This is a genomic window from Erwinia sp. 198 (assembly GCF_003937915.1).
Taxonomy (GTDB): Bacteria; Pseudomonadota; Gammaproteobacteria; order Enterobacterales; family Enterobacteriaceae; genus Erwinia; species Erwinia aeris.
This window is the reverse complement of sequence record NZ_RHUM01000002.1, coordinates 319,248-345,457: the sequence shown is the minus strand read 5'-3', so window position 1 is coordinate 345,457 and position 26,210 is coordinate 319,248. Positions and strand designations below refer to the sequence as shown.

The window sequence follows — 26,210 nt, the reverse complement described above, 5'->3', positions numbered from 1 at the left end:
GCAGTGTAAACCAAAAGGGCTGCCGTGCCAGCCACTATGCGGCAAATTTACGCTGCTGAAAACGCCGCGGCTTTGCCTCTGTGTAAAAAAATGTATCGCTTCGGCGGTGCGCTGCAGGCGGCCACGGCTTAATAATGTTAATCAAGGGCTTCATTTCAGGAGAAATGCGATTTCGGCAGCGTTTTACGCTTTCGTCAGTCTAGGTGACGGCTGAGCCATCTGGTATGATGAGCCGAATTTTTGCAGCCCTGAACGCAACGGAAACAATACGCTATGGTTATTAAGGCCCAGAGCCCTGCGGGCTTCGCTGAAGAATATATTATCGAAAGTATCTGGAACAGCCGCTTCCCGCCGGGGTCAATTCTGCCTGCTGAGCGCGAGCTGTCAGAGCTGATCGGCGTGACCCGCACCACGCTGCGTGAGGTGCTGCAGCGCCTGGCGCGCGACGGCTGGCTGACCATTCAACACGGCAAGCCGACCCGGGTAAATAATTTCTGGGAAACCTCGGGCTTAAGCATCCTTGAAACGCTGGCGCGTCTCGATCATGACAGCGTACCGCAGCTTATCGACAGTCTGCTTTCGGTTCGCACCGATATTTCCTCCGTATTTATTCGCCGCGCTATCCGTATTCATCCGGATAAAGCAGAGGCGGTTCTGGTCACCGCGCAGCAGGTAGAAGACCGGGCGGAAGCCTATACCGAGCTGGATTACAATATCTTTCGCGGGCTGGCTTTTGCCTCCGGTAATCCTATCTACGGCCTGATCCTTAACGGGCTGAAAGGGCTGTATACCCGCGTAGGCCGCCACTATTTTTCAAATCCGGAAGCGCGTCGCGTGGCGCGTGAATTCTATCAGCAGCTGCTGACGATTTGTCAGACCCAGCAGCTGGACAAGATTGTAGAAACGGTGCGCGATTACGGCCATCGCAGCGGTGAGATCTGGCACGGCATGCAAAACACCATGCCCGCTGAATCCGGCGTACGTCGTTAGTTTTCTGTAAAATCCCTTGATAGGCCGTAAAAAAGCCGGTCTTCAGCACCGGCTTTTCAGGTTATTACAGGGAAGAAGGTCGGGGCGGACAGCGGTCGAGAATTTCCGTGCTGCCGTCGTCATTCTGCTGTTCCAGATGGACATCAAAGCCCCACAGGCGATGCACGTGCTTTAACACTTCGCGGCGGCTCTTATCCAGCGGCGCGCGGCTATGCGGCACGTAGCGCAGCGTCAACGAGCGATCGCCGCGCAGATCGACGTCATAAACCTGAATATTAGGCTCCAGATTGCTTAAATTATACTGCGCGGAAAGCTGCTGACGGATCGCCCGATAGCCCGCTTCGTCATGGATGGCGGCAATTTCCAGGAAGTTATTGCGATCGTCATCCATCACCGTAAACAGGCGAAAATCCCGCATGACTTTTGGCGACAGGAACTGGCTGATAAAGCTCTCGTCCTTGAACTCTCGCATGGCGAAGTGCAGCGTTTCCAGCCAGTCTGAACCAGCAATATCCGGGAACCAGTAGCGATCTTCTTCCGTTGGCTCCTGACAGATGCGCTTGATATCCTGAAACATGGCGAAGCCCAGCGCGTAAGGGTTAATACCGTTATACCACTGGCTGTTATAGGGCGGCTGGTAAACCACGTTGGTATGGCTGTGCAGAAATTCCAGCATAAAGCGCTCGCTGACTTTCCCCTCGTCATACAGATGATTGAGGATGGTGTAGTGCCAGAAGGTCGCCCAGCCCTCGTTCATCACCTGAGTCTGCTTCTGCGGATAAAAATACTGGCTGACCTTACGCACGATACGCAGGATTTCTCGCTGCCAGGACTCCAGCAGAGGCGCGTTTTTTTCCATAAAATAGAGCAGGTTTTCCTGCGGCTCGTTGGGATAGCGTGCCGCTTCGGTATGGGTCGCCTCCGCTTCGCGACGCGGTAGCGTACGCCAAAGCATGTTCACCTGGCTTTGCAGATACTCTTCGCGGCTGCGCTGGCGGGCCTTCTCCTCCTGTAAGGAGATCTTTTGCGGACGCTTATAGCGATCGACACCATAGTTCATCAGCGCATGGCAGGAATCCAGCAGCCTTTCGACTTCCTCCACGCCGTAGCGCTCTTCGCACTCGCTGATATAGTTACGGGCGAAAATCAGGTAGTCAACGATAGAACTGGCGTCCGTCCAGCTACGGAACAGGTAGTTATTTTTAAAAAAGGAGTTGTGGCCATAGCAGGCGTGCGCCATCACCAGCGCCTGCATAGTGATGGTATTTTCCTCCATCAGATAGGCGATACACGGATTGGAGTTGATGACGATTTCATAAGCCAGGCCCTGTTGACCGTGCTTATAGCGCTGTTCGGTTTCGATAAATTTTTTACCGAATGACCAGTGCGCGTAGTTGATGGGCATCCCGACGCTGGAATAAGCGTCCATCATCTGTTCAGAAGTGATGACTTCGATTTGATGCGGATAGGTATCAAGGCGATAGAGTTTGGCGACGCGGTCAATTTCTGCAAGGTAGACGTCCAGCAGATCGAACGTCCAGTCGGGACCGTCGCTGAGTCGTTGGCTGTTCGTAATGGACTCATCAAAGATAGTCGTCATAGCGCACCCCTTTTTTAAAACCGGTTTTCGACGTTACATCAGTAGCGACAAACATCCGTTTTCATTACGACCTGCCATGACGCTGCCGCCGTCGGAACAGGCCTGGAATTGAAGCCAGTAACTCAATGATAGTTCACTCTCTCCGATCGCTCAGGGGAATACAATGGAAATCTTCGGCAGAAAATAGAGCGGAAGCCGGAAAATCATTTTAACGTCAGGTAAAGCGCAAAAAATAATAATCCGGACAGGATAATATCCTGTATATAAGCGGAAAATATGGCGTAATCATATTCTGCTGCGGAAAGGAATAAATAGCGTGTTCATGATTATTTGCTGCTGCTGTCGCAACTATTGCAATATTAAACTCCGATTTATCATCGGCATCTTGTTTTTATTCCCGCCCAGGGTAAAAAAGAAGGGCAATATTTTTACAGGGCGTCCGCTGTCATCCCGCAGCTTTTTTCACCGCAGCGGCCGCCTGTATCCAGTGTATTCATCTTCAAGAAACCGGCGGTGGAGTAGCGATGCGAGTTGTCATTCTGGGAAGTGGCGTGGTGGGCGTGGCCAGCGCCTGGTATCTGGCCCAAAGCGAGCATGAGGTGACGGTTATCGATCGTCAGCCCGACGTGGCGCTGGAAACCAGCGCGGGCAACGCGGGACAAATTTCGCCCGGCTATGCGGCGCCGTGGGCGGCACCCGGCGTGCCGCTGAAGGCGATAAAATGGATGTTTCAGCGTCATGCGCCGCTGGCTATCCGCCCGGACGGCAGCCGTTTCCAGCTGGCCTGGATGTGGCAAATGCTGCGTAACTGCGATATGCGTCACTATCAGGAAAATAAAAGCCGCATGGTGCGCATCGCTGAATACAGCCGCGACTGCATAAAGGCGCTGCGCCATGAGACGGGTATTGCCTATGAGGGACGCCAGGGCGGAACGCTGCAGCTTTTCCGCACCGCGCAGCAGTTTGAAAGCGCCACCAGGGATATCGCGGTATTAAAAGAGGCGGGCGTGCCCTATGAACTGCTGGAAGCCAGCCAGCTGGCCGAAGCGGAACCCGCGCTGGCGACCACCAGTCATCTGCTGACCGGCGGTCTGCGCCTGCCTAACGACGAAACCGGCGACTGCCAGCTGTTTACCCGTCGGCTGGCGGAGATGGCAAAAGCGGCGGGCGTGACTTTCCGCTTTAATACGCCCGTTGACGCGCTGCTGCAGGAGCATAACCAGATTGTCGGCGTGAAATGCGGCGCTGAAATCATAACGGCGGACGCGTACGTAGTGGCGTTCGGCTCTTATTCTACTTCGCTGCTCAGCGACCTTATCGCTATCCCTGTTTATCCGCTGAAAGGCTATTCGCTGACTATCCCGATTACCAATCCGGAGGCAGCGCCGGTTTCCACGGTGCTGGACGAAACCTATAAAGTGGCGATTACGCGCTTTGATAATCGGATCCGCGTTGGCGGCATGGCGGAGATCGTTGGCTTCAATACCAAACTGCTGCCCGCCAGACGCGAAACGCTGGAAATGGTGGTGCGGGATCTCTATCCGCAGGGCGGCGATCTCGCCCGGGCAACGTTCTGGACCGGGCTGCGCCCGATGACCCCGGACGGCACGCCGATTGTCGGGCGCACACCGTTTAAAAATCTTTATCTGAATACCGGTCACGGAACGCTCGGTTGGACCATGGCCTGCGGCTCCGGACAGCTGCTTTCTGATATTATCTCAGGACGCGCTCCGGCAATTGCCGCTGACGACTTATCGGTCATGCGCTATCTGCCGGGATTTCTGCCCACTACAGGCCCAATACTGCACGGCGCGCGCTAGTTTCCGTTTATAACAGGAGAAGTTATGTCTCGTCCTATTGTCGCAACTATCGACACCAGCGCGTTGCGGCATAACCTGGCCGTCGCCCGCCAGGCTGCTCCCCGCTCCCACGTCTGGTCAGTGGTAAAAGCCAACGCCTACGGACACGGTATCGCTCGCGTCTGGCAAAGCCTGTCAGAGACCGACGGTTTTGCGCTGCTGAATCTTGAAGAGGCTATTCTGCTGCGCGAAAGCGGCTGGAATAAGCCCATTCTGCTGCTGGAAGGCTTTTTTCACGCGGACGAACTGCCCATCCTGGATCGCTACCGGCTGACCACCAGCGTGCACAGCAACTGGCAGATCCAGGCGCTGGCGAAGGCGAAGCTTTCCGCGCCGCTGGATATTTACCTGAAAATGAACAGCGGCATGAACCGCCTGGGCTTTCAGCCCGCGCTGGTACAGCAGGTGTGGCACAAGCTTAAAACGCTGCCGAACGTTGGCGAGATCACGCTGATGGCGCATTTTGCCGAAGCGGAAAGCAATGAAGGCGTTACGGCACCGATGGCGCGCATCAATCAGGCGGCGGAAGGGATGAACTGCCCGCGTTCGCTGGCGAATTCGGCGGCCACGCTGTGGCACAGCAACACCCATTACGACTGGGTGCGTCCGGGCATTATCCTCTATGGCGCTTCGCCAAGCGGCGACTGGCAGGATGTCGCCAGCAGCGGGCTACGGCCGGCCATGACGCTGAACGGTGAAATCATCGGCGTCCAGTCGCTCAGGCGCGGCGACGGCGTGGGGTATGGCGCACGCTACCGCGCCAGCGATGAACAGCGTATCGGTATTGTGGCCTGCGGCTATGCCGACGGCTATCCGCGCCATGCGCCAACCGGCACGCCGGTTTGGGTTGATGGCGTCAGAACGCAGATTGTCGGCGCGGTCTCCATGGATATGATCACGGTGGATTTAACGCCCTGCCAGCAGGCAGGCATCGGTACTCAGGTGGAGCTGTGGGGCAACAACATCAAAATCGACGAGGTGGCAAAAGCGGCCGGTACGGTGGGCTATGAGCTGATGTGCGCGCTCGCGCCTCGCGTACCGGTAAAGGTCGTTTAAAGTTAAAGCGCGGTGAGCGTGCCGCGCACTTTTCTACTGTAGTACCAGGCCGTTCCCGTCAGTATCGCGCCCACAACCATCATCAGCGCCAGCGCGGATTTTTCCGCCAGCGGCAGCGCCATCGCCAACAGGCCGCCCGACGCGCCGCCGGCCATCTGGATAAAGCCCGCCAGCGCGGAAGCGACGCCCGCCTGTTTCTGATAGGGCTCCAGCGCGTAGCTGGTGGCCGGGCCGACGGTAAACGCCAGTCCGGCGACGGACACCGCCACCGGCAGCATATAGAGCGCCCAGTGATGCTGCCACGCCAGCGGTAACAGCAGCACGCCGCCCAACAGCATCACCGCGCCCAGCGTCATCGCCACGCTGCCCGTCGCCAGACAAATCGGGCGACCCAGCTTGCGGATCATCTTATTCACCAGCACGCTGACCAGCATGATCCAGAAGCCGTTAGCGCCAAAGGCGATAGAGAACTGCAGCGCAGAGAGCTGGCCCTCGGTCATCAGCACCTGCGGCGCCAGCGAGACGTAAGTTAATACCATCCCCAGCGCGCCCGCGTTGGCAAAGGCGAACGCCAGGAAGCGAGGCTGACGCAGGATCTGCCAGTACTGACGCAGCGGAATGCCTTTTACGGCCAGCGTGCCGGCCGGGCGGGTTTCCGGTAAAAAGAAAATCACCAGCAGACCGATGACGACCGCATAGGCGGTTAAAAACCAGAAGGGCGCACGCCAGCCAAAGGCTTCGGCAAGAAAACCGCCCAGCATTGGCGCCAGCGCGGGGACGATATTCAGCGCGCCGTTCAGAAAGCCGTAGGCCCGGGCGGCATCGTCGCCGTCAAGCCTGTCGCGCACGCCGCTGAAGGCAACCACGGCGGTGCAGCAGACGGCGCAGCCCTGCACCACGCGCGCGCAGAGGAACTGCGGCCAGCCTGAAGCGGTGGCGGCCAGCATGCTGCCGACGATATACAGCAGCAGACCGACCAGCGCGACAGGCTTTCTGCCCAGGTTATCTACCAGCGGGCCGGCGACAATCTGACCCAGGCCCATTACCAGCAGAAACAGAGGAATAGTCGTTTGCACGGTGCTGACCGGCGTATTCAGCCCCAGCGCGATATCGGGCAGCGTAGGCAAATAAAGATCGATGCCAAGCGGTGCCAGCAGAACCAGGCTGAGAAGAAGTAAGGTGAATTTTTGCATCGAGGCGGCGGCGTCCAGTAAAAAAGCAAGCCGCACAGAGTAGTGATAACGGGGAGAAAAGAAAAGGAAAACTTAGGGGCGGCGCCGCAGCCGCCGCCCCGGAACTCAGTACGCGCCGTCGCGACGCAGCACCACGCCAGCCGTTTTAAACAGGATGGCGATATCCGTCCACAGCGCCCAGTTTTTCACATACCAGGAGTCGAAATAGACGCGGGTATCGTAGTCGATATCGTTACGGCCGCTAACCTGCCACAGGCCGGTCATCCCCGGTTTCGCCATCAGATAATAATCGACGTCGCCCGCGTAGCGCTCCAGCTCCGCTTCAATCACCGGACGCGGCCCCACCAGGCTCATCTCGCCGCGGATCACGTTCCACAGCTGCGGCAGTTCGTCCAGGCTGGTTTTACGCAGGAAAGCACCAATTTTGGTTACGCGCGGATCGTTTTTCAGCTTGAAGTCTTTATCCCATTCGGCACGCGCTTCGGCGCTGGTCGCCAGCAGCTCTTCCAGCACTTCTTTCGAGTTGGTGACCATTGAGCGGAACTTCAGGCATTTAAACTTCTTGCCATCCTGACCAACGCGTTCGTGACCGTAAATTTTGTTGCCGCCGTCCCGGCCTACCAGCCAGCAGATCAGACCGAAAGCCGGGGCCAGGAACAGCAGCAGCAGCGAGGCGACCACCACGTCGAACACGCGCTTCAGGAAGCGTGAAGAGCGTTTGGCAAGGTTGTTGCTGACGCGCAGGATCATTACTTCATGGCTGAAGATAAAAGACATATCGGTGCCGTAGAGCGGCACACCGCGCAGCGTCGGAACGACCGAAACGCTGCGGCATTTCTTTTTCGACAGCAGCTTCAGCCACTTATCGCGCATTGCCTGCTGCTCGTATTCCATGGCGACGATAAACTGGGTGTTTTCCAGATCGACCGTGTCCCAGACGATGTCTTTCGCGGTAATAACCGGCACACCGTTCAGGCTTTCCGCGCCGGTATGGCCGTTAGAGGCGACAAAAGCTTTTACCTCATAGCCCAGGATCTCTTCGCTTTGCAGCGCCGCATAGGCTTCGCGGGCGTTTTTGCCGGAGCCGATGATGATAGTTTGCTTCTGCCACTGTCCTGCTTTCAGAATGGCGTGCTTGACGCTGGAGCGCAGCAGCGGCACCAGGATCAGCGCATAGATCCAGGTGAAGCTCCACAGCAGACGGGAGAAATCCCATTTTGAAAACGCAATCAGCGCCAGGTCGAGCAGGGAGAAAATCACCAGGGTTTTAATGATCTCTTTCAGCTCAAACCAGAAAGGCTTGCGGTAGGTATAGTGACGAAGCCGCATCCAGAACCAGGCCGTGCAGACCACGGACATCACAAACTGGGCGGTAAAGCGTATTTGCACTTCCTGCGGAGGGAGAAATATATCCAGGTTCCCCCAAATACCTCGTACGGTTGCCGTGGATAAAAACAGGGCCAGGTTAATGGAGATTAAGTCGCTGAGACTTAATGCCAGCTTGGCGATAATGTTTTTCCGGGTGCCGCTAAATGCGCGGCGACGGTCATTCAGTACCAGAGTACTTGCCATAATGCCTGCTCTCTTTTCATAAGGGATTGCTGACCTGACGAGGATCAAGCACGCGTTCAGGGGTTGTCATACTGAAATTAAATGTTTTAATTTCAGCGTATTAAATAGTTAACGGCCGTATGTTTCAGGAGATTAAATAAATGAAACACGTGGGCGTTATTTCATCATGAAGCAGTGACAGAGTATGCAGGAGAGCCGAGGGTTAGTTAATACGGGTAATTCCTAAAATGAAAGAATTGCTTTTTGAAAGGAAATGAAAGGTAAACGAAGCGGGAAATTAAATTGCAAAAGATAATTTATGACAGGCGTATAACAAATATAAGACATTATTATAGCTCACCGCCGCGAAATAACGCGGCGGTCAGATAAGCGGTTTTGATTCAGGCTGGCTTTTTCAGTACCCACTGATCCTGCTCGGTATCGTAGTGGCCGATAGCCAGATCAACAGGTTCGCCATCAATCCAGGCGGGCACGCTGGTCTCATTATCCCACCCGTCGAGCTGATAGCTCAGCGCCGGGTTGGTCTTGCAGGGAATAACGACCGTATCGACGTTTTGCGCATCCAGCTCTGCGTCGATAATTTCATAGCGACCAATCTTTACGACATGACCCATGATTTTCTCCCTTCCGGATTAGACACGAACTTTAAGCATAGTCGCTATATGCGAATCAGCCCCAGGATTATTCTCGCTCTTCCGCCATCCGCACGCCGATTTTCACTATTTCGTTATCCTGTTTTTCCGCCACTGTCCAAATCATGTTTTTCCATTCTACCTGATCGCCAACCACCGGCGCGCCGCCAATCATGCTGGCGACCAGATGCCCGAGCGTCTGCTGCATATTCATCTCGTCATCCAGCTCAATGCCGTAAATTTCTGAAACGTCGTGCAGGCGAGCATCGGCCTGAAGAATAAAGTCGCCAAAGAAGCGCTGATCGAGCGAAACCGGCGGCGACTGGCTAAACAGTTTACCCAGTTCCGGCAGATCCTTTTCGCGACCAATCACGCACAGCACGTCGCCTTCGCGCAGGCGGGTATTGCCGGTTGGATGCAGCAGCAGATTATCGCGGAAAAGCGCGGCGATACGGGTCTCGCGCGGCATTTTCAGTTCGCGCAGCGCGGCGCCGATACACCATTTATCCCCGGCCAGCTGGTAGACAAACTGCTCCCAGGGATTCTCAGGGTGGATATCCAGGCCCACGCGGGAAACAGGCGAGGCGGTAGGCGGCACGATCACCCTGGCTTTGCGGGCAGCATAGCCGAGAGAGGTTCCCTGTACCATTAGCGAAACCAGCACCACAAAGAACGCGATGTTAAAGAACAGCGAGGCATGCGGCAATCCGGCCATCATTGGGAAAACCGCCAGGATAATAGGCACCGCGCCGCGCAGCCCGACCCAGCTGATAAAGAAGCGCTCACGCGTGGTAAACCCACGAAACGGCAGCAGACCAACAAAAACGGAGAGCGGGCGGGCAAACAGGATCAGCCACAGCGACAGCAGCATAGCCGGTAAGGCGATATTCCAGAGATCGGTAGGATTCACCAGCAGCCCCAGCACCAGGAACATGCCTATCTGGCTCAGCCAGGCCATGCCGTCAAAGGTTTGCAGAATGCCATGTCGGTTGCGTATTGGGTTATTGCCCAGCCAGAAGCCGCAAAGGTAGACCGCCAGAATACCACTGCCTTCCAGCACGGTAGTCAGTGCAAACACCAGAATACCGCCGCTGACGGCCAGCAGCGGATAAAGCCCGCTGGCCAGCGATACGCGATTAATCAGCTGCAACAATGCCCAGCCGCCGCCCAGGCCCAGCACGATACCCAAACCAAACTGCTGGATAAGATGCACGATAAACATCCAGCTCAGGCCGGTCTGACCCTGTTCCAGCATTTCAATCAGCGTAATAGTCAGGAACACCGCCATAGGATCGTTGCTGCCGGACTCCATTTCCAGCGTGGCGCTGACGCGTTCATTCAGTCCTTTACCGCCGAGCAGCGAAAATACGGCCGCCGCGTCGGTCGAACCGATAATCGCCCCTACCAGGAAGCCCTCGATCATGCTCAGGTTAAACAGCCAGGCGGCCGCCATGCCGGTCAGTCCGGCCGTAATCAGCACGCCGATGGTCGACAGCGAGAGCGCCGGGCCCAGCGCGACTTTGAACGAGCTGGCCTGGGTGCGCATTCCGCCATCCAGCAGGATAACCGCCAGCGCCAGGTTACTGATAAGGTAAGCGGCAGGATAATTATCAAAAGCGATGCCGCCAATGCCGTCCACGCCGGCCAACATGCCCAGCGCGAGAAAAATAACCAGAATAGGGATGCCGAGCTTTGAAGAGAAGGAACTGAGCAAGATGCTTGCCGCTACCAGCACTGAACCGATGATAAACAGACTATAGATAGCACTGGCTTCCAATGGGGCAATCTCCTGTATCTGACAAAAAAGCTGCGTTGATGGCGTGCCGTAAGCATACCCTGAATATGTGAATAGGGGCAATTTTGTTTCGCCACGGCTGTTTTGGCGTGTTTTCTACTGCTTCGGCTAACAAGTGTATGATAATTTAGAAATTATGGAACGATCGCGGGAATAATAGTAACAAATAGCCTGTGCTTTTGACATCGGAATACGATTAATGTCGTTAACCTGAGAGGGACTGGCGCGAAGGATGAGAGCGAAACGGGAGAAAGAAGGGGTATTTACTGCCTAATCAGCAGCGGCAAGCGTTGTATCGCAGCCCGTTTTCGGCGTTAGTCTGGCCTGACGGCGATGAAGCATAAGGCAAGGATAAAAACGCTTTAAGGCATTGAGAGCGAAACGCGAACCACTCTGCAGGAGCAGGTTTTTCAGAAGGCTGCTTGCTGTCTGACCGCTACGCCATTTTGCAAAAGCTGTAAAAAGGGCCTGGGGTTGAAGGGCGGCTGCAGGCAGCGCTGGATGTTGATAAGGCGGGAAAGAAGAAAATCAGCCAGCCCAAAATGCTGACTGATTTATCACTGCTTTCAGGCATTTTCCGCCTGCTTGTGGAAAAGCTCGCGGAATACCGGATAAATATCTTCCGGCTCACGAATATGTTGGATAGCAAAGTTGTCGAACACCGCCTGTAAATGCTCGTATTCGCGCCATAGCGTCTGATGGGCGCGGCGGGTAATTTCGATGTAGCTGTAATAACGTACTACCGGCAAAATATGTTTAGCCAGAATTTCATGACAGAGCGGTGAATCGTCCGCCCAGTTATCGCCATCGGAAGCCTGAGCAGCATAAATATTCCACTGCGCCGGATCGTAACGCTCCTTCACCACCTCATCCATCAGCTTCAGGGCGCTGGAAACAATGGTACCGCCCGTTTCCTGCGAGTAGAAAAATTCCTGCTCGTCCACTTCTTTCGCCTGCGTATGATGGCGAATATAAACCACCTCAACGTTTTTATAGGTTCTGCTCAGGAACAGATAGAGCAGAATATAAAAGCGTTTAGCCATATCTTTGGTGGCCTGATCCATGGAGCCGGAAACATCCATCAGGCAGAACATCACGGCCTGACTGGACGGCTCGGGACGCTTCTCAAAGTTTTTATAGCGCAGATCAAAGGTATCGATAAAGGGCACGCGTTTAATACGGGCGCGCAGGTCGGCAATCTCCTGGCGCAGATGCTCTTCTTCCAGCAGCTGGGCCGGTTCGGCTTTCTGCACCGCTTCCAGCGCGGCCTCCAGTTCACCCAGCATTCGCCGCTTCCCGGCCGTCATAGCCGTACGCCGCGCCAGCGAGTTCTGGAGCGAACGCACCACGCTGATATTTGCCGGCACGCCGTTAGACGTGAAGCCGGCGCGATGCACCTTGTACTCGTTCAGCTGACGATGCTGATTCTTTTTCAGGTTCGGCAGGGCCAGATCTTCAAACAACAGATCCAGATACTCATCTTTAGAGATATTAAAGACGAATTCATCTTTGCCCTCGCCATCCTGACTGGCATTGCCCTGACCGCTACCGCCGCCGCCGCCGCCTCCCTGAGGACGCTCGACACGATCGTTTTGCACAAAATGGTCATTGCCGGGATGTACGCGATGGCGCTGACCGCCTCGGCCCTGATGAAATACCGGTTCGTTGATATCATCAACGGGGATAGAAACTGACTCGCCGCTCTCAACGTCGGTTACCGAACGCTTATTAATGGCCTCGGAGATCGACTGTTTGATTTGCGACTTATAGCGGCGTAAAAAGCGCTGGCGGTTCACCGCGCTTTTGTTTTTACCGTTAAGACGCCGATCGATAAAATAGGCCATAATTCCCCCAAACAACGTTGCCGTTGGGCCAGGTTTGCTGACCCACGGGAATGCATTTATGAAGTCGGGTTTAGGATGATTTTCTCACGCGCAGATACCATTCGCACAGCAGACGAACCTGCTTGCGGGTATAGCCTTTTTCCATCATACGGTCGACGAAATCATCATGTTTTTTCTGTTCATCCGTGGACGTTTTGGCATTGAACGAAATAACCGGCAGCAGTTCCTCGGTATTCGAGAACATCTTCTTCTCAATTACCGTGCGCAGTTTTTCATAGCTGGTCCAGTTTGGATTACGCCCGCTGTTATGGGCGCGGGCACGCAGCACAAAGTTAACGATCTCGTTACGGAAGTCTTTTGGATTACTGATCCCGGCAGGCTTCTCGATTTTTTCCAGCTCCGCATTCAGCGATTCGCGGTCGAACAGCTGGCCGGTGTCCGGGTCGCGGTATTCCTGATCCTGGATCCAGAAATCGGCATAGGTTACATAGCGGTCAAAGATATTCTGACCATACTCTGAATAAGATTCCAGGTAGGCGGTCTGGATCTCTTTGCCAATAAACTCGGCATATTTTGGGATCAAATAGCCTTTCAGATGCTCAAGGTATTTTTCAGCTAAATCCTGCGGGAACTGTTCGCGTTCGATTTGCTGCTCCAGCACGTAGAACAGATGCACCGGGTTGGCGGCAACTTCGGTATGATCGAAGTTGAACACGCGTGACAGGATCTTAAAGGCGAAGCGGGTGGACAAACCGTTCATGCCCTCATCGACCCCGGCATAATCACGGTATTCCTGGTAGGATTTGGCTTTTGGATCGGTATCTTTCAGGCTTTCGCCGTCATAGACGCGCATTTTCGAGTAGGTGCTGGAGTTTTCCGGCTCTTTCAGGCGAGAAAGAATTGAGAAGCGGGCCAGCGTTTCCAGCGTGCCGGGCGCGCATGGCGCGTGCGTCAGCTCGCTGTGATCAAGCAGCTTGTCGTAGATCTTGATCTCTTCCGACACACGCAGGCAGTAAGGCACCTTGACGATATAAACACGGTCAAGGAACGCCTCGTTGTTTTTGTTATTACGGAAGGTCACCCATTCTGATTCGTTGGAGTGCGCCAGAATGATGCCGTTGAAAGGCAGGGCGGAAATCCCTTCGGTACCGTTATAGTTACCTTCCTGAGTCGCCGTCAGTAAAGGATGCAGCACCTTGATTGGCGCTTTAAACATCTCGACGAATTCCATAATCCCCTGGTTAGCCCGGCACAGCGCACCAGAATAGCCATAGGCGTCCGGATCGTTCTGCGCGTGGTTCTCCAGCTTGCGGATATCCACCTTACCCACCAGCGCGGAAATATCCTGGTTGTTTTCATCGCCCGGTTCGGTTTTGGCAATGGCGAGCTGTTCCAGAATCGACGGCCAGACTTTAACTACCTTAAAGCGGGAAATATCGCCGCCAAACTCATGCAGCCGTTTGGCCGCCCAGGGGGACATAATGGTGCCGAGATAACGCCGCGGCACGCCGTACTCTTTTTCAAGAATATTGGCGTCTTCCTGCGGATTAAACAGGCACAGCGGATGATCGTTGACCGGACTGCGTTCGCCGTCGGCGCTGAGCACGTAAATGGGTACGCGCTGCATTAAAGACTTCAGACGCTCGGCAAGCGAGGATTTACCGCCGCCTACCGGGCCCAGCAGATAGAGGATCTGTTTCTTCTCTTCCAGCCCCTGCGCGGCATGCTTCAGATAAGAAACGATTTGTTCAATCGCTTCCTCCATGCCGTAAAACTCTTCAAAGGCGGGATAGCGTGCAATGACGCGATTGGAAAACAGTCGGGAAAGGCGTGGCTCCTGAGCAGTATCGACCATTATTGGCTCACCAATAGCCATTAATAGCCTTTCTGCCGCGTTGGCGTATGCACTACGATCTTGCCGGCAAACGGTAAGAAATTCCTGCAGTGTGAACTCTTCGTCCTTGGCAGCTTCATAACGCTGACGATAGTGATCGAATATATTCATAGCGATGCCCGTCCTTTCGTTTTTAGCACAGGTACCAGGAGCCTAATGAGGGAAAGCCCCTGAAGGAACTTATAATGAGTACAGCAACCCTTATGCCAACCTGACTTCTAATCGGGATACACAACAAAGATGGTTACTCTGCTCTTCAAACTTAGCGTCTTTGATTAAAGCTTAGTTGGCATTCAGGAAATTTCCTGAACCTCCTCGCATTTCTGATGCAATTTCAATAACAAAGTCAGAATTGATCTTAGCGCTGCCCCTTGCCTGATGCGGGCTGGCGGGATTTTGTAAATAAGCGCGCCTGGTATCTTCAGGCGCTGGCGGTGTTAAAGTTGATTCTACGTGCGGCAGTATCTTTAAAATTTTAAACAAATGATGTAACACTGATAAACTCCTCTGGCTGATTGTTATATTTATGGAATGAATTAATTGTGAACTATTTCAAAGTTAGCGCGCTTGCCGTGCTTTTACCCGTTTGTTTTACCGCTGGCATAGCTCATGCCAACCCGTTAACGCTTGGTGCCTCGGTGATTTACAGCCAAAGCCCTTATAAAGGCGGAGACGACCGTTATTACCCGGTACCTGTCATTAACTATGAAGGCGACAGCTTTTACGTGCGCAGCCTAACGGCGGGCTACTACCTCTGGAAAGATTCGCAGGATCAGCTGTCGCTGACGGTGCTGGGCTCGCCGCAGAATTTCGATCCTGATGATACCGACAACAAACAGCTGAAAGCGCTGGATAAGCGTCATATGACGCTGATGGGCGGCCTGGCTTATCGCCATACGGCTGACTGGGGTACGATCAGGACGGTGCTGGCTGGCGATATGCTGGATAACAGCGACGGCTATATCTGGGATCTGACTTATCTCTACAGCTTCCACTTCGGTGATTTCACCCTGACGCCGGGCATCGGCGCGCTCTACAGCAGCGAAAACCAGAATGATTACTATTATGGCGTTTCCAAAAATGAATCGCGCCGTAGCGGGTTGCGTAGCTACGATGCCGACGACAGCTGGAACCCTTACCTGGAGCTGACGGCTGCCTGGGCGATCAATAAAAGCTGGAACGCCACGGTTGCCGGTCGCTATACGCGCCTGAGCGACGAAGTCAAAGACAGTCCGATGGTAGACAAGGATTCTCAGGCCAGCGTCTGGACCGGCATCAGCTACACCTTTTAATTAAGGTTGCATCATAAAAGGGCGTCCGGCGCCCTTTTGCATCATGATGGCGATCTGAAACAGTGCAGGAGGGCATGATGACCAAAATCGTAACTTTCTCCGACCAGAGCCTACCGGCTATCGGCCAGGGAACCTGGTATATGGGCGAGGAAAGCAGCAGGCGAGGCCAGGAAATCACGGCATTACAGGCCGGGCTTGAGCACGGGCTGAAGCTGATTGATACCGCTGAAATGTATGCGGACGGCGGCGCGGAAGAGGTGGTAGGCGAAGCGCTGCGCGGCCGCCGCGACAGCGCCTGGCTGGTTTCAAAAGTTTATCCGTGGAACGCGGGCGTAGTGGATGCCGTGGAAGCCTGCGAACGCAGCTTACGTCGTCTGCAAACTGACTATCTCGATCTTTATCTTCTCCACTGGCGCGGCACGGTTCCGCTGGAAGAAACCATCACGGCAATGGAGAAGCTACAGCAGGCGGGTAAAATCCGACACTGGGGCGTGTCAAATTTTGACAGTAGCGACCTGAAAGAACTGCTGGCCGAAGAGGGGGGGCAAGCCTGCGCGGCTAATCAGGTACTTTACCATCTGGCTTCGCGCGGTATTGAATATGATTTATTGCCGGACTGCCAGCAGTATGCGATCCCGGTAATGGCCTATTGCCCCTTGGCGCAGGCTGGCCGACTGCGGCACGATTTGTTGACTCATCCTGTTGTGAACAATATTGCACAACAAAAGGGCATTACCACGGCGCAGCTGCTGCTGGCCTGGGTTATTCGCAAAGAAGGCATTATGGCGATCCCTAAAGCCAGTTCGCTGCAGCACGTGGCTGAAAACGCCGCCGCGCTGGACGTTGTATTGAGCAATGAGGAACTGGCGTTAATCAACGAAGCTTTCCCGCCGCCTAATCGCAAGATGCCGCTGGACGTGGTGTAGTACCGCAGGCGGGCATTGCGCCCGCCGTCTTCACTAAGCGCGTTTGCGCACTTTAATCGTGGTTGCCAGCCGGGCCGGAGACTCGCCCGCGCTTACCATTGGCTGCGTCACGTGAGCCGTTTCCACGCAAACCATGCTTTTATAGCCTTCGTTTGCCATATCGCTCATGCTGCACGAAAGCGCCGGGCCGGGATTCCAGGTGACAACGTCACTATGATAGTGATGATAAACCTCTATGATCCTGTTGCCCGCCGTATCGTGGATAGTGCTGCAATCTTCCGGCTGGGTAAAAATGCGATCGACACGATCGGGATAGGTTTGCCTGCCGTTTTCGGCACGGCCTTCAGCATTATCTTTTACCTTATCGATATAAGGCTGACCCAGGCCGCTCACCTCTACGCCCGCGATATCCGCCACGGCAAAGTAAGTGTGCAGGGCGCCGGTGGCCTCAAAGTCGCCGTGCGCTTCCAGCTCAATTTCACAGCGATCGCTGAAGCGGAAACGAGCAAACAGCGTAAAATCGTGCGGCCAGAATTTTTTCGTCTGCTCGCTGCTTTCCAGCGTCAGCGTCAGCATCACGCTTTCTTCGTTCTCGTCGTGCGCCGACAGCGTCCAGGGCAGCGAGCGGGCAAAGCCGTGCGCCGGTTCGCCGGCCGGGCCGAACCATGGCCAGCAGACGGGCACGCCGCCGCGGATGGCTTTGCCGGACGTCCACGCCGTTTTCTCACTCAGCCAGATAACCGGTTTCTCGCCGCTGGGCTGCCAGGCAACCAGCTGCGCGCCCTGCAGCGTCACGGCCGCGCGCACCTTCGGATGCGCGATAACCACTACGGGCAGCTCGCCCATTGTGCGCAGTGAAATGTAGGGCGTGATTTGGTCGGCTACGGGCAGCGAAAAAAGTTTTTCGTTCATCGGAGCTCCTGTTACTCAACGAAAAAAAAGGGCGACCGTAGTCGCCCTCAGAATCAGCTTATCGCGATTATTTTGCGATATGTGCGATCAGATCCAGAACCTTGTTAGAGTAACCGGTTTCGTTATCGTACCAGGAAACCAGCTTAACAAAGGTGTCGCTCAGTGCGATACCGGCTTTAGCATCGAATACGGAAGTCAGGGTTTCGCCGTTGAAATCGGTAGAAACCACTTCGTCTTCGGTATAACCAAGAATGCCTTTCAGCTCGCCTTCAGCCGCTGCCTTGATAGCTTCACAAATTTCTTTGTAAGAAGCAGGCTTAGCCAGACGCGCGGTCAGGTCAACCACAGAAACGTTAGGGGTAGGCACGCGGAAAGCCATACCGGTCAGTTTGCCGTTCAGCTCAGGGATCACTTTACCTACCGCTTTAGCTGCGCCGGTAGAAGATGGGATGATGTTCTGAGATGCGCCGCGGCCGCCGCGCCAGTCTTTGTGAGACGGGCCGTCAACGGTTTTCTGCGTAGCGGTAGTGGCGTGAACGGTGGTCATCAGCGCTTCAACGATGCCGAACTTATCGTTGATAACTTTTGCCAGCGGCGCCAGGCAGTTGGTGGTGCAGGATGCGTTAGAAACGATTTCCTGGCCAGCATACGCCTTGTGGTTAACACCCATAACGAACATTGGGGTGTCATCTTTGGAAGGACCGGTCAGAACAACTTTCTTCGCGCCAGCCTGGATGTGTTTGCGAGCGGTTTCGTCGGTCAGGAAGATACCTGTTGCTTCGGCAACCACGTCAACACCGACTTCGTCCCACTTCAGGTTAGCTGGATCTCTTTCAGCGGTAACACGGATGGTTTTGCCGTTAACAACCAGATGGCCATCTTTAACTTCTACAGTGCCGTCGAAACGGCCGTGCGTAGAGTCATACTTCAGCATGTAAGCCATGTACTCGGCGTCCAGCAGATCGTTGATCGCAACGATTTCTACGTCGGAACGCTGCTGAGCAGCACGGAAAACGATGCGACCGATGCGGCCAAAACCGTTGATACCTACTTTGATAGTCATATATTCCACCAGCTGTTGTTAGTGAATAAAAGGTTGGCTGTAAAATTACAAAAACCTTATCAGGCGTCAAGCGGAATCGCTTCAATAGTTGCGACAAATCAAACCCTGGAGCAGGAATAATCGCCTGAAAACGCCTTCCGCGACGAGCGTCTTACCTTTAGTTTGGGGCATTCGGCCCGAATATAAAGGGGTCGGGATTTTAAAGGGTGATCTAAGTCACAATTTCATTGCCCGGTCACTTTCAGACTCCGCCTGAGCATGAAAAATCCCCTGACGTTGTTATGCATTTGTTAGAATGTAGGAATCTTCAGACCACTTAGCCAGAGATACCTGATATGGCCGAACGCCCACTGAAACCTGAAACCGACCTCAACGAAATGCAGCGCTACGTTACGCAGCAGCGCGGTACAGAGCCGCCGTACTCCGGCAAGCTGCTGCACAACAAGCACGAAGGGATTTATCATTGCCTCGTTTGTAACTCGCCGCTGTTCCTGTCCGGCACCAAATATGATTCGGGCTGCGGCTGGCCGAGTTTTTATCAGCCCTACAGCGATGACGCCATCCGCTATCTGGAAGATGACTCGCACGGGATGCAACGGATAGAAATCCGCTGCGGTACCTGCGATGCCCATCTGGGGCACGTTTTTCCCGACGGCCCTCAGCCGACGGGCGAGCGCTACTGCGTCAACTCTGCTTCATTAAGTTTCACCGATGAAGATGGCACTCAGATTAAAGGATAGACGCTATGGAGCTGGATGAGATCATCGCCGCCATGACGCCCGAGGTTTATCACCGCCTGGCTACGGCGGTCGAAACCGGTAAATGGGCCGACGGCGTGGCCCTGACGCCAGAGCAGAAAGAGAACAGCCTGCAGCTGGTGATGCTATGGCAGGCGCGTCATAACGACGAGCCGCAGCATATGAGCGTGGGCAAGGGCGGCGAAATGGTGACCAAAAGCAAGAAACAGCTGAAAGAGGAATTCGGCATCGACGACGACATCACCCCTATCAGGCTGCACTGATATTGTCTGATGCCATGATAAAGCCCGGTGACCTGATGGTAACCGGGCGAGCAGGCCCGGTTAGCCTGGTGACGAAAAGCGGCATGGATGTGCCGGCGGGAGGTGCAGCGTCTGCGGCACGGTTTAAATAACGATCGCGCCTTTATTCGCCATTTCTGCCAGCGCAATCTCACTGTCCTGCGGTGACAGGTTTACGCCCCGACACCCTGCGGCGACGACCTGAACCTGATAGCCGAGCGCCAGCGCGTCCAGCACGCTGTATTTTACGCAGTAGTCCGTCGCCAGGCCCATCATCGTCAGGCTGGTGACGCCCCGGCTTTTCAGCCAGCTATCCAGCGCCGTTTTGCTGCGGTGGCCGTTATCAAAAAATGCGCTATAGCTGTCGATCAGCGGCTGCTCGCCTTTATAAATCTGCATGCTCAGATAGCGCCGGTTCAGCTCAGGATGCAGCTCTGCGCCTGCGCTACACTGTACGCAATGATCCGGCCACCATATTTGCGGCAGGCCGTCCAGTTCGCCCAGCGTGCCCGCCGGCTTGCCCGACACTGACGCAAAGCTGCCGTGGTTAGCCGGATGCCAGTCCAGCGTCGCCACCACCGGCCGCTGAACCCGATGAAACTCTGCCGCATACCGGTTAGCGACCGCGAGGGTGCTGTCGCCGTCCTTCACGGCCAGCGCGACGCCGGGGCAAAAATCATTTTGCAGATCGATCAGGATCAGGGCCTGGCTCATGCTTATCTCACTTTTCGTCAGGAGTCAGCTCGCCGCGCAAATTCACCTGCATTTGCTGGCGAACTTCATCGCTGGAAAGGTTCTGGCTGAGCAGAAAATGCAGCTTGGTCAGCGTTGCCTCCACGGTCATATCGTAGCCGCTTACCACGCCCGCCAGCGCCAGCGCGTTCCCCGTAGCGTAACCGCCCATGTTCACCTTGCCGGACATACATTGCGTCAGGTTCACTACGACAATGCCGCGATCGGAGGCTTCCTGCAGCTCTTTCAGGAAAGCCGGATCCTGCGGCGCGTTGCCAACCCCGTAGGAGCGCAGGATCAGCGCTTTTACCGGCTGACGCAGGAAATTGCTCACCACGTCGGCAGAAATCCCCGGATAAATTGTGACCACGCCCACGGGCTGAGGCGTTATTGAGCGCACGACAAGCGATCCCTGGCCGCCGGGGGCCGGAGGGGTGTTCAGGCGACGAATATGGATACCCGCTTCCAGCAGTGGCGGCAGGTTAGGTGAGGCGAAAGCGTTAAAGCCGTCGGCATGGGCCTTAGTGGTACGGTTGCCGCGATAAAGCTGATTATTGAAGAAAAGGGCAACTTCATTAATGGGATAATTAGCCGCGACAAACAGCGAATTAAGCAGGTTTTGCTGCCCGTCAGAACGCAGCTCCGCCAGCGGGATCTGTGACCCTGTCACAATCACCGGCCTGGCCAGATTTTCCAGCATAAAAGAGAGTGCGGAGGCGGTAAACGCCATGGTATCGGTGCCGTGCAGGATCACGAAACCGTCGTACCTGTCATAGTTAGCCTGAATATCATCCGCAATCGTTTGCCAGTCCTGCGGCGTCATGTCGGAAGAGTCGATCAGCGGCTGGTACTCGTGAATAGTGAAATCCGGCATTTCGGCACGATGGAATTCCGGCATCTTCGCCAGCTGATTTTGCAGATGACCAGAAACGGGCACATAGCCATGCTCGGAACGCTGCATCCCGATGGTGCCGCCGGTATAGGCTACATAGATGGATTTTTTTTGCATGTGATTACTCAGGCTTGAAAAAGAGGGCAGTATAAGGGGAAAAACCGGGAAAAGCAGCCCGACCAGCGGGCTGCTTTTGGCTTATTTGACCTGGCTACAGGTCAGGCAGAACGCATAGCGGTTCTGCGGGTCGTTCAGATTGTCGAGCAGGCCCGGCTGGTTTTTCATCGCGGCCATTACGTCATACATCGGCGCAGGCAAATACGCTTGCAGCGCCTCGGGCAGCGCCGCACGTGCGGATGCGTCCATCTGGCTGAACAGCAGATCCATAAAGCCTGGCTCATCCTGATACCAGTTGAGCTGATATTGCTTGAGATGGGCCAGTTCCGCCGCCTTCGCCACCGCATCGTCGAAGTCGCCCAGCGCGTCGACCAGGCCGTTGCTTTTGGCGTCGCTCCCTGTCCAGACGTGGCCCTGAGCGATTTGATCGATCTGCTCCGGCGTTTTCCCACGCGAGCTGGCTACCAGACCCAGGAAGTTTTTATAACCGTTTTCAATGCTCAGCTGCATCAGCTGCTGCACTTCCGGCGGCAGCGCTTTGGTCGTGGTCACGTCCGCCAGCGGCGAAGTCGCCACGCCGTCGGTATGTACGCCAATCGCATCCAGCGAGTTTTCAACCGTATTGATAACCCCGAAGATCCCGATAGAGCCGGTCAGCGTGCTCGGGCTGGCGATAATGTAATTCGCCGGCGTAGAGATCCAGTAACCGCCGGAAGCCGCCATACCGCCCATTGACACCACTACCGGCTTGCCTGCCGCTTTGGCCGCCGCCAGCTCCTCACGAATGGTTTCAGACGCGCTGACGCTGCCGCCAGGGCTGTTGACGCGCAGAATAATCGCCTTGACCTTGTTATCCAGGCGCGCCTTGCGAATAGCCAGCGCGGTGGTATCGCCGCCGACGTTGCCCGGCGTTTCTTCGCCATCCATAATCGCGCCGTTAGCCATGATAACGGCAATATTGCCGTTGGCCGCCGGTTTGTCCTTCAGCGAGTAATCGTAGATGCTGGTGCCGTTAAAGTCCTGCGCCTGCTTGTCCCAGCCAAAAACTTTGCCCAGCTGCGCATCCACAACTGAACGAGAGGCCAGTTCATCCACCAGTTTATTATCTTTTGCATAGCGTGCGGTATCGCCGCCTACTTTCTGCAGGCCATCAAGCACGCCCTGTGCGCCCGGGAAAAGCTGCTGCGGCGTCACCTGGCGATTGGCAGCGATAGTATTAAGATAGTTCTGCCACAGCTCGCCAATCCAGCGGCTGTCTGCATCACGCGCGGCAGGCGACATATCATCGCGCAGGAAAGGCTCTACGGCAGACTTATAGGTACCGACGCGGAACACATGCGAGCTGACCTTCAGCTTGTCCAGCAGCGTTTTGTAGTAAAGCCCGTTAGTCGCGAAACCGTGTAAATCGACCGTGCCCTGAGGCGACAGGTAGATCTTATTGGCGAAGCTGGCGAGATAGTATTGCGCCTGGCTGTAGCTGTCGCCCGTGGCGTAAATCTGTTTGCCGCTGTCGCGGAATTCGCGCAGCGCTTTGCCCATATAGCTCAGCGAGGGCTGATCGGCCCCGGCGAAATCGCGCAGATCGAGCACCATACCGGTAATATTGGCATCGCTTTTCGCCTGGCGAATAGCATCCACAACGTCAAACAGCGAATTCTCTTTCAGCCGATCGCTGCTGGTGCCAAGCAGCTGGCGGCCAAGCTTGCTGAGCTTATTGCTGACCGAAGGCTTGTCGACAATCACACCGGCAAGGTCGACCACCAGCGCGCCTTTCTGCGTTTCCACAGGCGCGGAAGATTTGGTGAACTGAAAATAAGCCACGGCGCAGATCAAAATCAGCAGCACCAGGAAAAGATTAAGAATAAATTCCCGAATAAAATTCAGCAGGCGCCAGGCCCATTTAAAAACGCCAGCGATCGCTCGCCACAAAGTGCGCATAGTCTCTCCATAATCGCGATAATAAACCCGGAAAATCGACTGAAACCAGCCCGTGCCGGGTCGGGATGGTGACATCCTAAAGAGCAGGGGCAAACTTGTCAGCAGGAAAAAGCGGAATGCTGTAACAAATCATCATCCTGTGCTAGCTTCAGCTGCTCAGCATTCTTATCAGGAGTAAGTTATGGACGCACTGGATCTGGTAGTCAACCGTCGTTCCGCCTCACGTTTAAGCGAACCTGCGCCCGCCGGAGAAGCGCTGGAAAATATCATCCGCGCCGGGATGCGCGCGCCCGATCACGGCACGCTGCAACCGTGGCGTTTTATTGTCGTAGAGAACGAAGGACGCGACCGCTTCAGCCAGCTGCTGGAAAAAGCCGCGCGTGACGATAATATGGAGCCAAAAGCGATTGAGAAGGCAAAGCAGTCGCCGTTTCGCGCGCCGATGATTATCACTGTGGTGGCCCATTGTGAAGAGCACCATAAGGTGCCGCGTTGGGAACAGGTAGTGTCCGCCGGCTGTGCGGTGATGGCGATGCAGATGGCAGCCGTGGCGCAGGGTTTTAACGGCATCTGGCGCAGCGGCGCCTGGACCGAGCATCAGGCCGTGCGCGAGGCGTTTAACTGCCGCGAGCAGGACGCCATCGTTGGTTTTCTTTATTTAGGCACGCCACAGCTGAAATCCGCCACCACGCTTGTTCCGCCGGATACGACGCCTTTTGTCAGCTATTTCTGACAGATTGTCACCTTCAAAAAATGCAGAATAGTCGCCTGACCGTCATTTTGCCGGGATAATAAGCGAACGGACGGTGGAACGCTTATCACCGTCTGTTGAAAACGCTACCATCTACCCACTGTTATCCCCTGAAGGAATCCATCGCCGGATGCGTTTGTTTATTGCCGAAAAACCCAGCCTCGCTCGCGCGATTGCGGACGTTCTACCCAAGCCGCATCGTCGGGGAGACGGCTATATCGCCTGCGGCAGCGATGATGTCGTGACCTGGTGCGTCGGCCACCTGCTGGAGCAGGCGCAGCCCGACAGCTACGATAGCCGCTATGCGCGCTGGTCGCTGGCCGACCTGCCTATCGTGCCGGAAAAATGGCGCCTACAGCCGCGTCCTTCCGTGGCAAAGCAGCTTAACGTCATTAAAACGCTGTTGGAGAAAGCCAGTGACGTCGTGCACGCGGGCGACCCCGATCGGGAGGGGCAGCTGCTGGTGGACGAAGTACTGGACTATCTGGCGCTACCGCCGCAAAAACGCGAGCGGGTGCAGCGCTGCCTGATCAACGATCTGAACCCGCAGGCCGTCTCAAGGGCAATAGAGCGTCTGCGGGAAAACCGGGAATTTATCCCTTTGTGCGTTTCGGCGCTGGCGCGGGCGCGGGCGGACTGGCTTTACGGCATCAATATGACCCGCGCCTGGACGCTGTTAGGCCGTAATGCGGGTTACGATGGCGTGCTGTCGGTCGGCCGCGTACAGACGCCGGTGCTGGGGCTGGTAGTGCGGCGCGACGAAGAGATCGAGAATTTCGTGCCGAAAGATTTCTTCGAGGTAAAGGCGCATATCGTTACGCCAAAGGATGAGCGCTTTGTCGCTATCTGGCAGCCAAGCGAAGCCTGCGAGCCGCACCAGGATGAAGAAGGACGGCTGCTTAATCGCCAGCTGGCCGAGCACGTCGTCGCGCGTATTGGCGGCCAGCCAGCGCAGGTTACCAGCTATAACGACAAGCGCGAGAACGACACCGCGCCGCTGCCTTTCTCGCTGTCTTCTTTACAAATCGAAGCGGCCAGGCGCTTTGGCCTGAGCGCGCAAACGGTGCTGGATACCTGTCAGAAGCTTTATGAGACGCATAAGCTCATCACCTATCCGCGTTCGGACAGCCGCTATCTGCCCGATGAACATTTTGCCGGCAGGCATGCGGTGCTCAATGCCATCAACGCGCATCAGCCAGAACTCACGCCGCCAGCCGATTTCGACAGCGATCGCCGCAACCGCTGTTGGGATGATAAAAAAGTAGACGCGCACCACGCGATCGTCCCTACGGCGCGCAGCGGGCAGGTCAGGCTGACGGAAAACGAAGCGAATATCTATCGCCTGATCGCCACGCAGTATCTGATGCAGTTCTGTCCCGATGCTATTTACCGTAAATGCGTGATCGAGCTGGATATCGCGGGCGGAAAATTTATCGCTAAAGCACGCTTTCTTGCTGAAGCCGGGTGGCGCGCGTTGCTGGGCAGCAAAGAGCGGGACGAGGAAAACGACGGCACGCCGCTGCCCGTAGTGGCGAAAGGCGATGAGCTATTGTGCGAAAGCGGAGAGGTGGTCAGCAAGCAGACCCAGCCGCCTCGCGCCTTTACCGATGCCACGCTGTTATCGGCCATGACCGGCATCGCGCGATTTGTTCAGGATAAAGATCTAAAGAAAGTGCTGCGTGCGACCGATGGTTTAGGAACAGAGGCGACGCGCGCCGGGATTATCGAACTGCTGTTTAAACGCGCTTTCCTGATTAAGAAAGGGCGTTACATCAATGCGACTCCCGCCGGGCGCGCGCTGATCCACTCGCTGCCGGAAATGGCGGCGCGTCCGGATATGACCGCCCAATGGGAATCCACGCTGACCAAAATCAGTGAGAAGCAATGTCGCTACCAGGACTTTATGCAGCCGCTGGTGGGGACGCTCTATACTCTGATCGATCAGGCGCGAAAGCAGCCCGCTGCGCACGCGTTCCGTGGCCTTCCATCACCGGCGGGTAACCGTAAAAAGCCGCAGCGTAAGGCGGCGAAAGCGAAGGGGAATTAAGCGATGAAAAGCATTTTAGTCACGGTCGCGCTGCTGTTTTGTGCTCCACTGTATGCGGCAGGCGGC

22 protein-coding genes are annotated in these 26,210 nt (G+C 55.4%); 9 read left to right on the top strand and 13 right to left on the bottom strand.

Features of this window, described 5'->3' with window-relative positions; all coding sequences use genetic code 11:
- The first annotated feature begins 273 nt into the window (after positions 1–273).
- Entirely contained in the window at positions 274–990 is a 717-nt protein-coding gene (fadR, locus tag EGK14_RS04065) for a fatty acid metabolism transcriptional regulator FadR (protein ID WP_125287779.1), read from the top strand.
- Between the two features lie 64 nt (positions 991–1,054).
- On the opposite strand, the gene EGK14_RS04060 is transcribed toward fadR, so the two are convergent.
- A complete protein-coding gene (locus EGK14_RS04060; protein WP_125287778.1) occupies positions 1,055–2,590 on the bottom strand; it encodes a SpoVR family protein in 1,536 nt (511 codons plus the stop codon).
- A 524-nt stretch (positions 2,591–3,114) separates the two neighbouring features.
- Here EGK14_RS04060 and EGK14_RS04055 point away from each other — a divergent pair.
- Both EGK14_RS04055 and dadX read left to right on the top strand, forming a co-directional pair.
- A complete protein-coding gene (locus EGK14_RS04055; protein ID WP_125287777.1) occupies positions 3,115–4,410 on the top strand; it encodes a D-amino acid dehydrogenase in 1,296 nt (431 codons plus the stop codon).
- 24 nt (positions 4,411–4,434) lie between these two features.
- The gene (gene dadX / locus EGK14_RS04050) at positions 4,435–5,505 is read left to right on the top strand and encodes a catabolic alanine racemase DadX (protein WP_125287776.1); all 1,071 of its coding nucleotides are present in this window, start codon (positions 4,435–4,437) and stop codon (positions 5,503–5,505) included.
- Positions 5,506–5,507: 2 nt separating this feature from the next.
- On the opposite strand, the gene EGK14_RS04045 is transcribed toward dadX, so the two are convergent.
- The 7 genes from EGK14_RS04045 to EGK14_RS04015 all read right to left on the bottom strand — a co-directional run bounded on the left by EGK14_RS04045 (position 5,508) and on the right by EGK14_RS04015 (position 14,930).
- Positions 5,508–6,698 (bottom strand): multidrug effflux MFS transporter, encoded by a 1,191-nt coding sequence (locus EGK14_RS04045; RefSeq protein ID WP_125287775.1) that lies wholly within the window; start codon positions 6,696–6,698, stop codon positions 5,508–5,510.
- A gap of 105 nt (positions 6,699–6,803) precedes the next feature.
- Positions 6,804–8,270 carry an undecaprenyl-phosphate galactose phosphotransferase WbaP gene (gene wbaP, locus EGK14_RS04040; RefSeq protein WP_125287774.1) on the bottom strand — a complete coding sequence of 489 codons (1,467 nt, stop codon included), beginning with the start codon at positions 8,268–8,270 and terminating at the stop codon, positions 6,804–6,806.
- 380 nt (positions 8,271–8,650) lie between these two features.
- A complete protein-coding gene (locus EGK14_RS04035) occupies positions 8,651–8,884 on the bottom strand; it encodes a DUF1480 family protein (RefSeq protein ID WP_125287773.1) in 234 nt (77 codons plus the stop codon).
- Positions 8,885–8,951: 67 nt separating this feature from the next.
- Positions 8,952–10,679 carry a potassium/proton antiporter gene (locus EGK14_RS04030; protein ID WP_125287772.1) on the bottom strand — a complete coding sequence of 576 codons (1,728 nt, stop codon included), beginning with the start codon at positions 10,677–10,679 and terminating at the stop codon, positions 8,952–8,954.
- A gap of 584 nt (positions 10,680–11,263) precedes the next feature.
- Positions 11,264–12,541, bottom strand: coding sequence for a YeaH/YhbH family protein (locus tag EGK14_RS04025; RefSeq protein WP_125287771.1), 1,278 nt, complete (start codon positions 12,539–12,541; stop codon positions 11,264–11,266).
- A gap of 70 nt (positions 12,542–12,611) precedes the next feature.
- Complete coding sequence (yeaG, locus tag EGK14_RS04020; protein ID WP_125287770.1) at positions 12,612–14,546, bottom strand: protein kinase YeaG; 1,935 nt, start codon at positions 14,544–14,546, stop codon at positions 12,612–12,614.
- A 171-nt stretch (positions 14,547–14,717) separates the two neighbouring features.
- Entirely contained in the window at positions 14,718–14,930 is a 213-nt protein-coding gene (locus tag EGK14_RS04015; protein ID WP_125287769.1) for a hypothetical protein, read from the bottom strand.
- Positions 14,931–14,977: 47 nt separating this feature from the next.
- On the opposite strand from EGK14_RS04015, the gene EGK14_RS04010 reads away from it, so the two are divergent.
- Both EGK14_RS04010 and EGK14_RS04005 read left to right on the top strand, forming a co-directional pair.
- A complete protein-coding gene (locus EGK14_RS04010; protein ID WP_125287768.1) occupies positions 14,978–15,727 on the top strand; it encodes a MipA/OmpV family protein in 750 nt (249 codons plus the stop codon).
- Positions 15,728–15,804: 77 nt separating this feature from the next.
- Positions 15,805–16,653 (top strand): aldo/keto reductase, encoded by an 849-nt coding sequence (locus EGK14_RS04005; RefSeq protein ID WP_125287767.1) that lies wholly within the window; start codon positions 15,805–15,807, stop codon positions 16,651–16,653.
- Between the two features lie 33 nt (positions 16,654–16,686).
- Here the strand turns inward: EGK14_RS04005 and EGK14_RS04000 are convergent, their stop codons facing one another.
- Positions 16,687–17,565, bottom strand: a complete 879-nt coding sequence (locus tag EGK14_RS04000; RefSeq protein WP_125287766.1) for a D-hexose-6-phosphate mutarotase — start codon at positions 17,563–17,565, stop codon at positions 16,687–16,689.
- Between the two features lie 67 nt (positions 17,566–17,632).
- Positions 17,633–18,628 carry a glyceraldehyde-3-phosphate dehydrogenase gene (gapA, locus tag EGK14_RS03995; protein WP_199746355.1) on the bottom strand — a complete coding sequence of 332 codons (996 nt, stop codon included), beginning with the start codon at positions 18,626–18,628 and terminating at the stop codon, positions 17,633–17,635.
- Between the two features lie 335 nt (positions 18,629–18,963).
- Here gapA and msrB point away from each other — a divergent pair, with 335 nt between their 5' ends.
- Positions 18,964–19,368, top strand: coding sequence for a peptide-methionine (R)-S-oxide reductase MsrB (msrB, locus tag EGK14_RS03990; RefSeq protein ID WP_125287764.1), 405 nt, complete (start codon positions 18,964–18,966; stop codon positions 19,366–19,368).
- A gap of 5 nt (positions 19,369–19,373) precedes the next feature.
- On the top strand, positions 19,374–19,649 hold the full coding sequence (locus EGK14_RS03985; RefSeq protein WP_125287763.1) for a YeaC family protein: 276 nt from the start codon (positions 19,374–19,376) through the stop codon (positions 19,647–19,649).
- Between the two features lie 123 nt (positions 19,650–19,772).
- Here the strand turns inward: EGK14_RS03985 and pncA are convergent, their stop codons facing one another.
- The 3 genes from pncA to sppA all read right to left on the bottom strand — a co-directional run bounded on the left by pncA (position 19,773) and on the right by sppA (position 23,346).
- Positions 19,773–20,381, bottom strand: coding sequence for a bifunctional nicotinamidase/pyrazinamidase (gene pncA / locus EGK14_RS03980; protein ID WP_125287762.1), 609 nt, complete (start codon positions 20,379–20,381; stop codon positions 19,773–19,775).
- 7 nt (positions 20,382–20,388) lie between these two features.
- Positions 20,389–21,408, bottom strand: a complete 1,020-nt coding sequence (gene ansA, locus EGK14_RS03975; protein WP_125287761.1) for an asparaginase — start codon at positions 21,406–21,408, stop codon at positions 20,389–20,391.
- Positions 21,409–21,489: 81 nt separating this feature from the next.
- Positions 21,490–23,346, bottom strand: coding sequence for a signal peptide peptidase SppA (gene sppA, locus EGK14_RS03970; protein ID WP_125287760.1), 1,857 nt, complete (start codon positions 23,344–23,346; stop codon positions 21,490–21,492).
- A 181-nt stretch (positions 23,347–23,527) separates the two neighbouring features.
- Between sppA and EGK14_RS03965 the strand changes: the two genes are divergently transcribed.
- Positions 23,528–24,079, top strand: coding sequence for an NAD(P)H nitroreductase (locus EGK14_RS03965; RefSeq protein WP_125287759.1), 552 nt, complete (start codon positions 23,528–23,530; stop codon positions 24,077–24,079).
- A 148-nt stretch (positions 24,080–24,227) separates the two neighbouring features.
- Positions 24,228–26,144 (top strand): DNA topoisomerase III, encoded by a 1,917-nt coding sequence (locus EGK14_RS03960; RefSeq protein WP_125287758.1) that lies wholly within the window; start codon positions 24,228–24,230, stop codon positions 26,142–26,144.
- Positions 26,145–26,210: the final 66 nt, after the last annotated feature.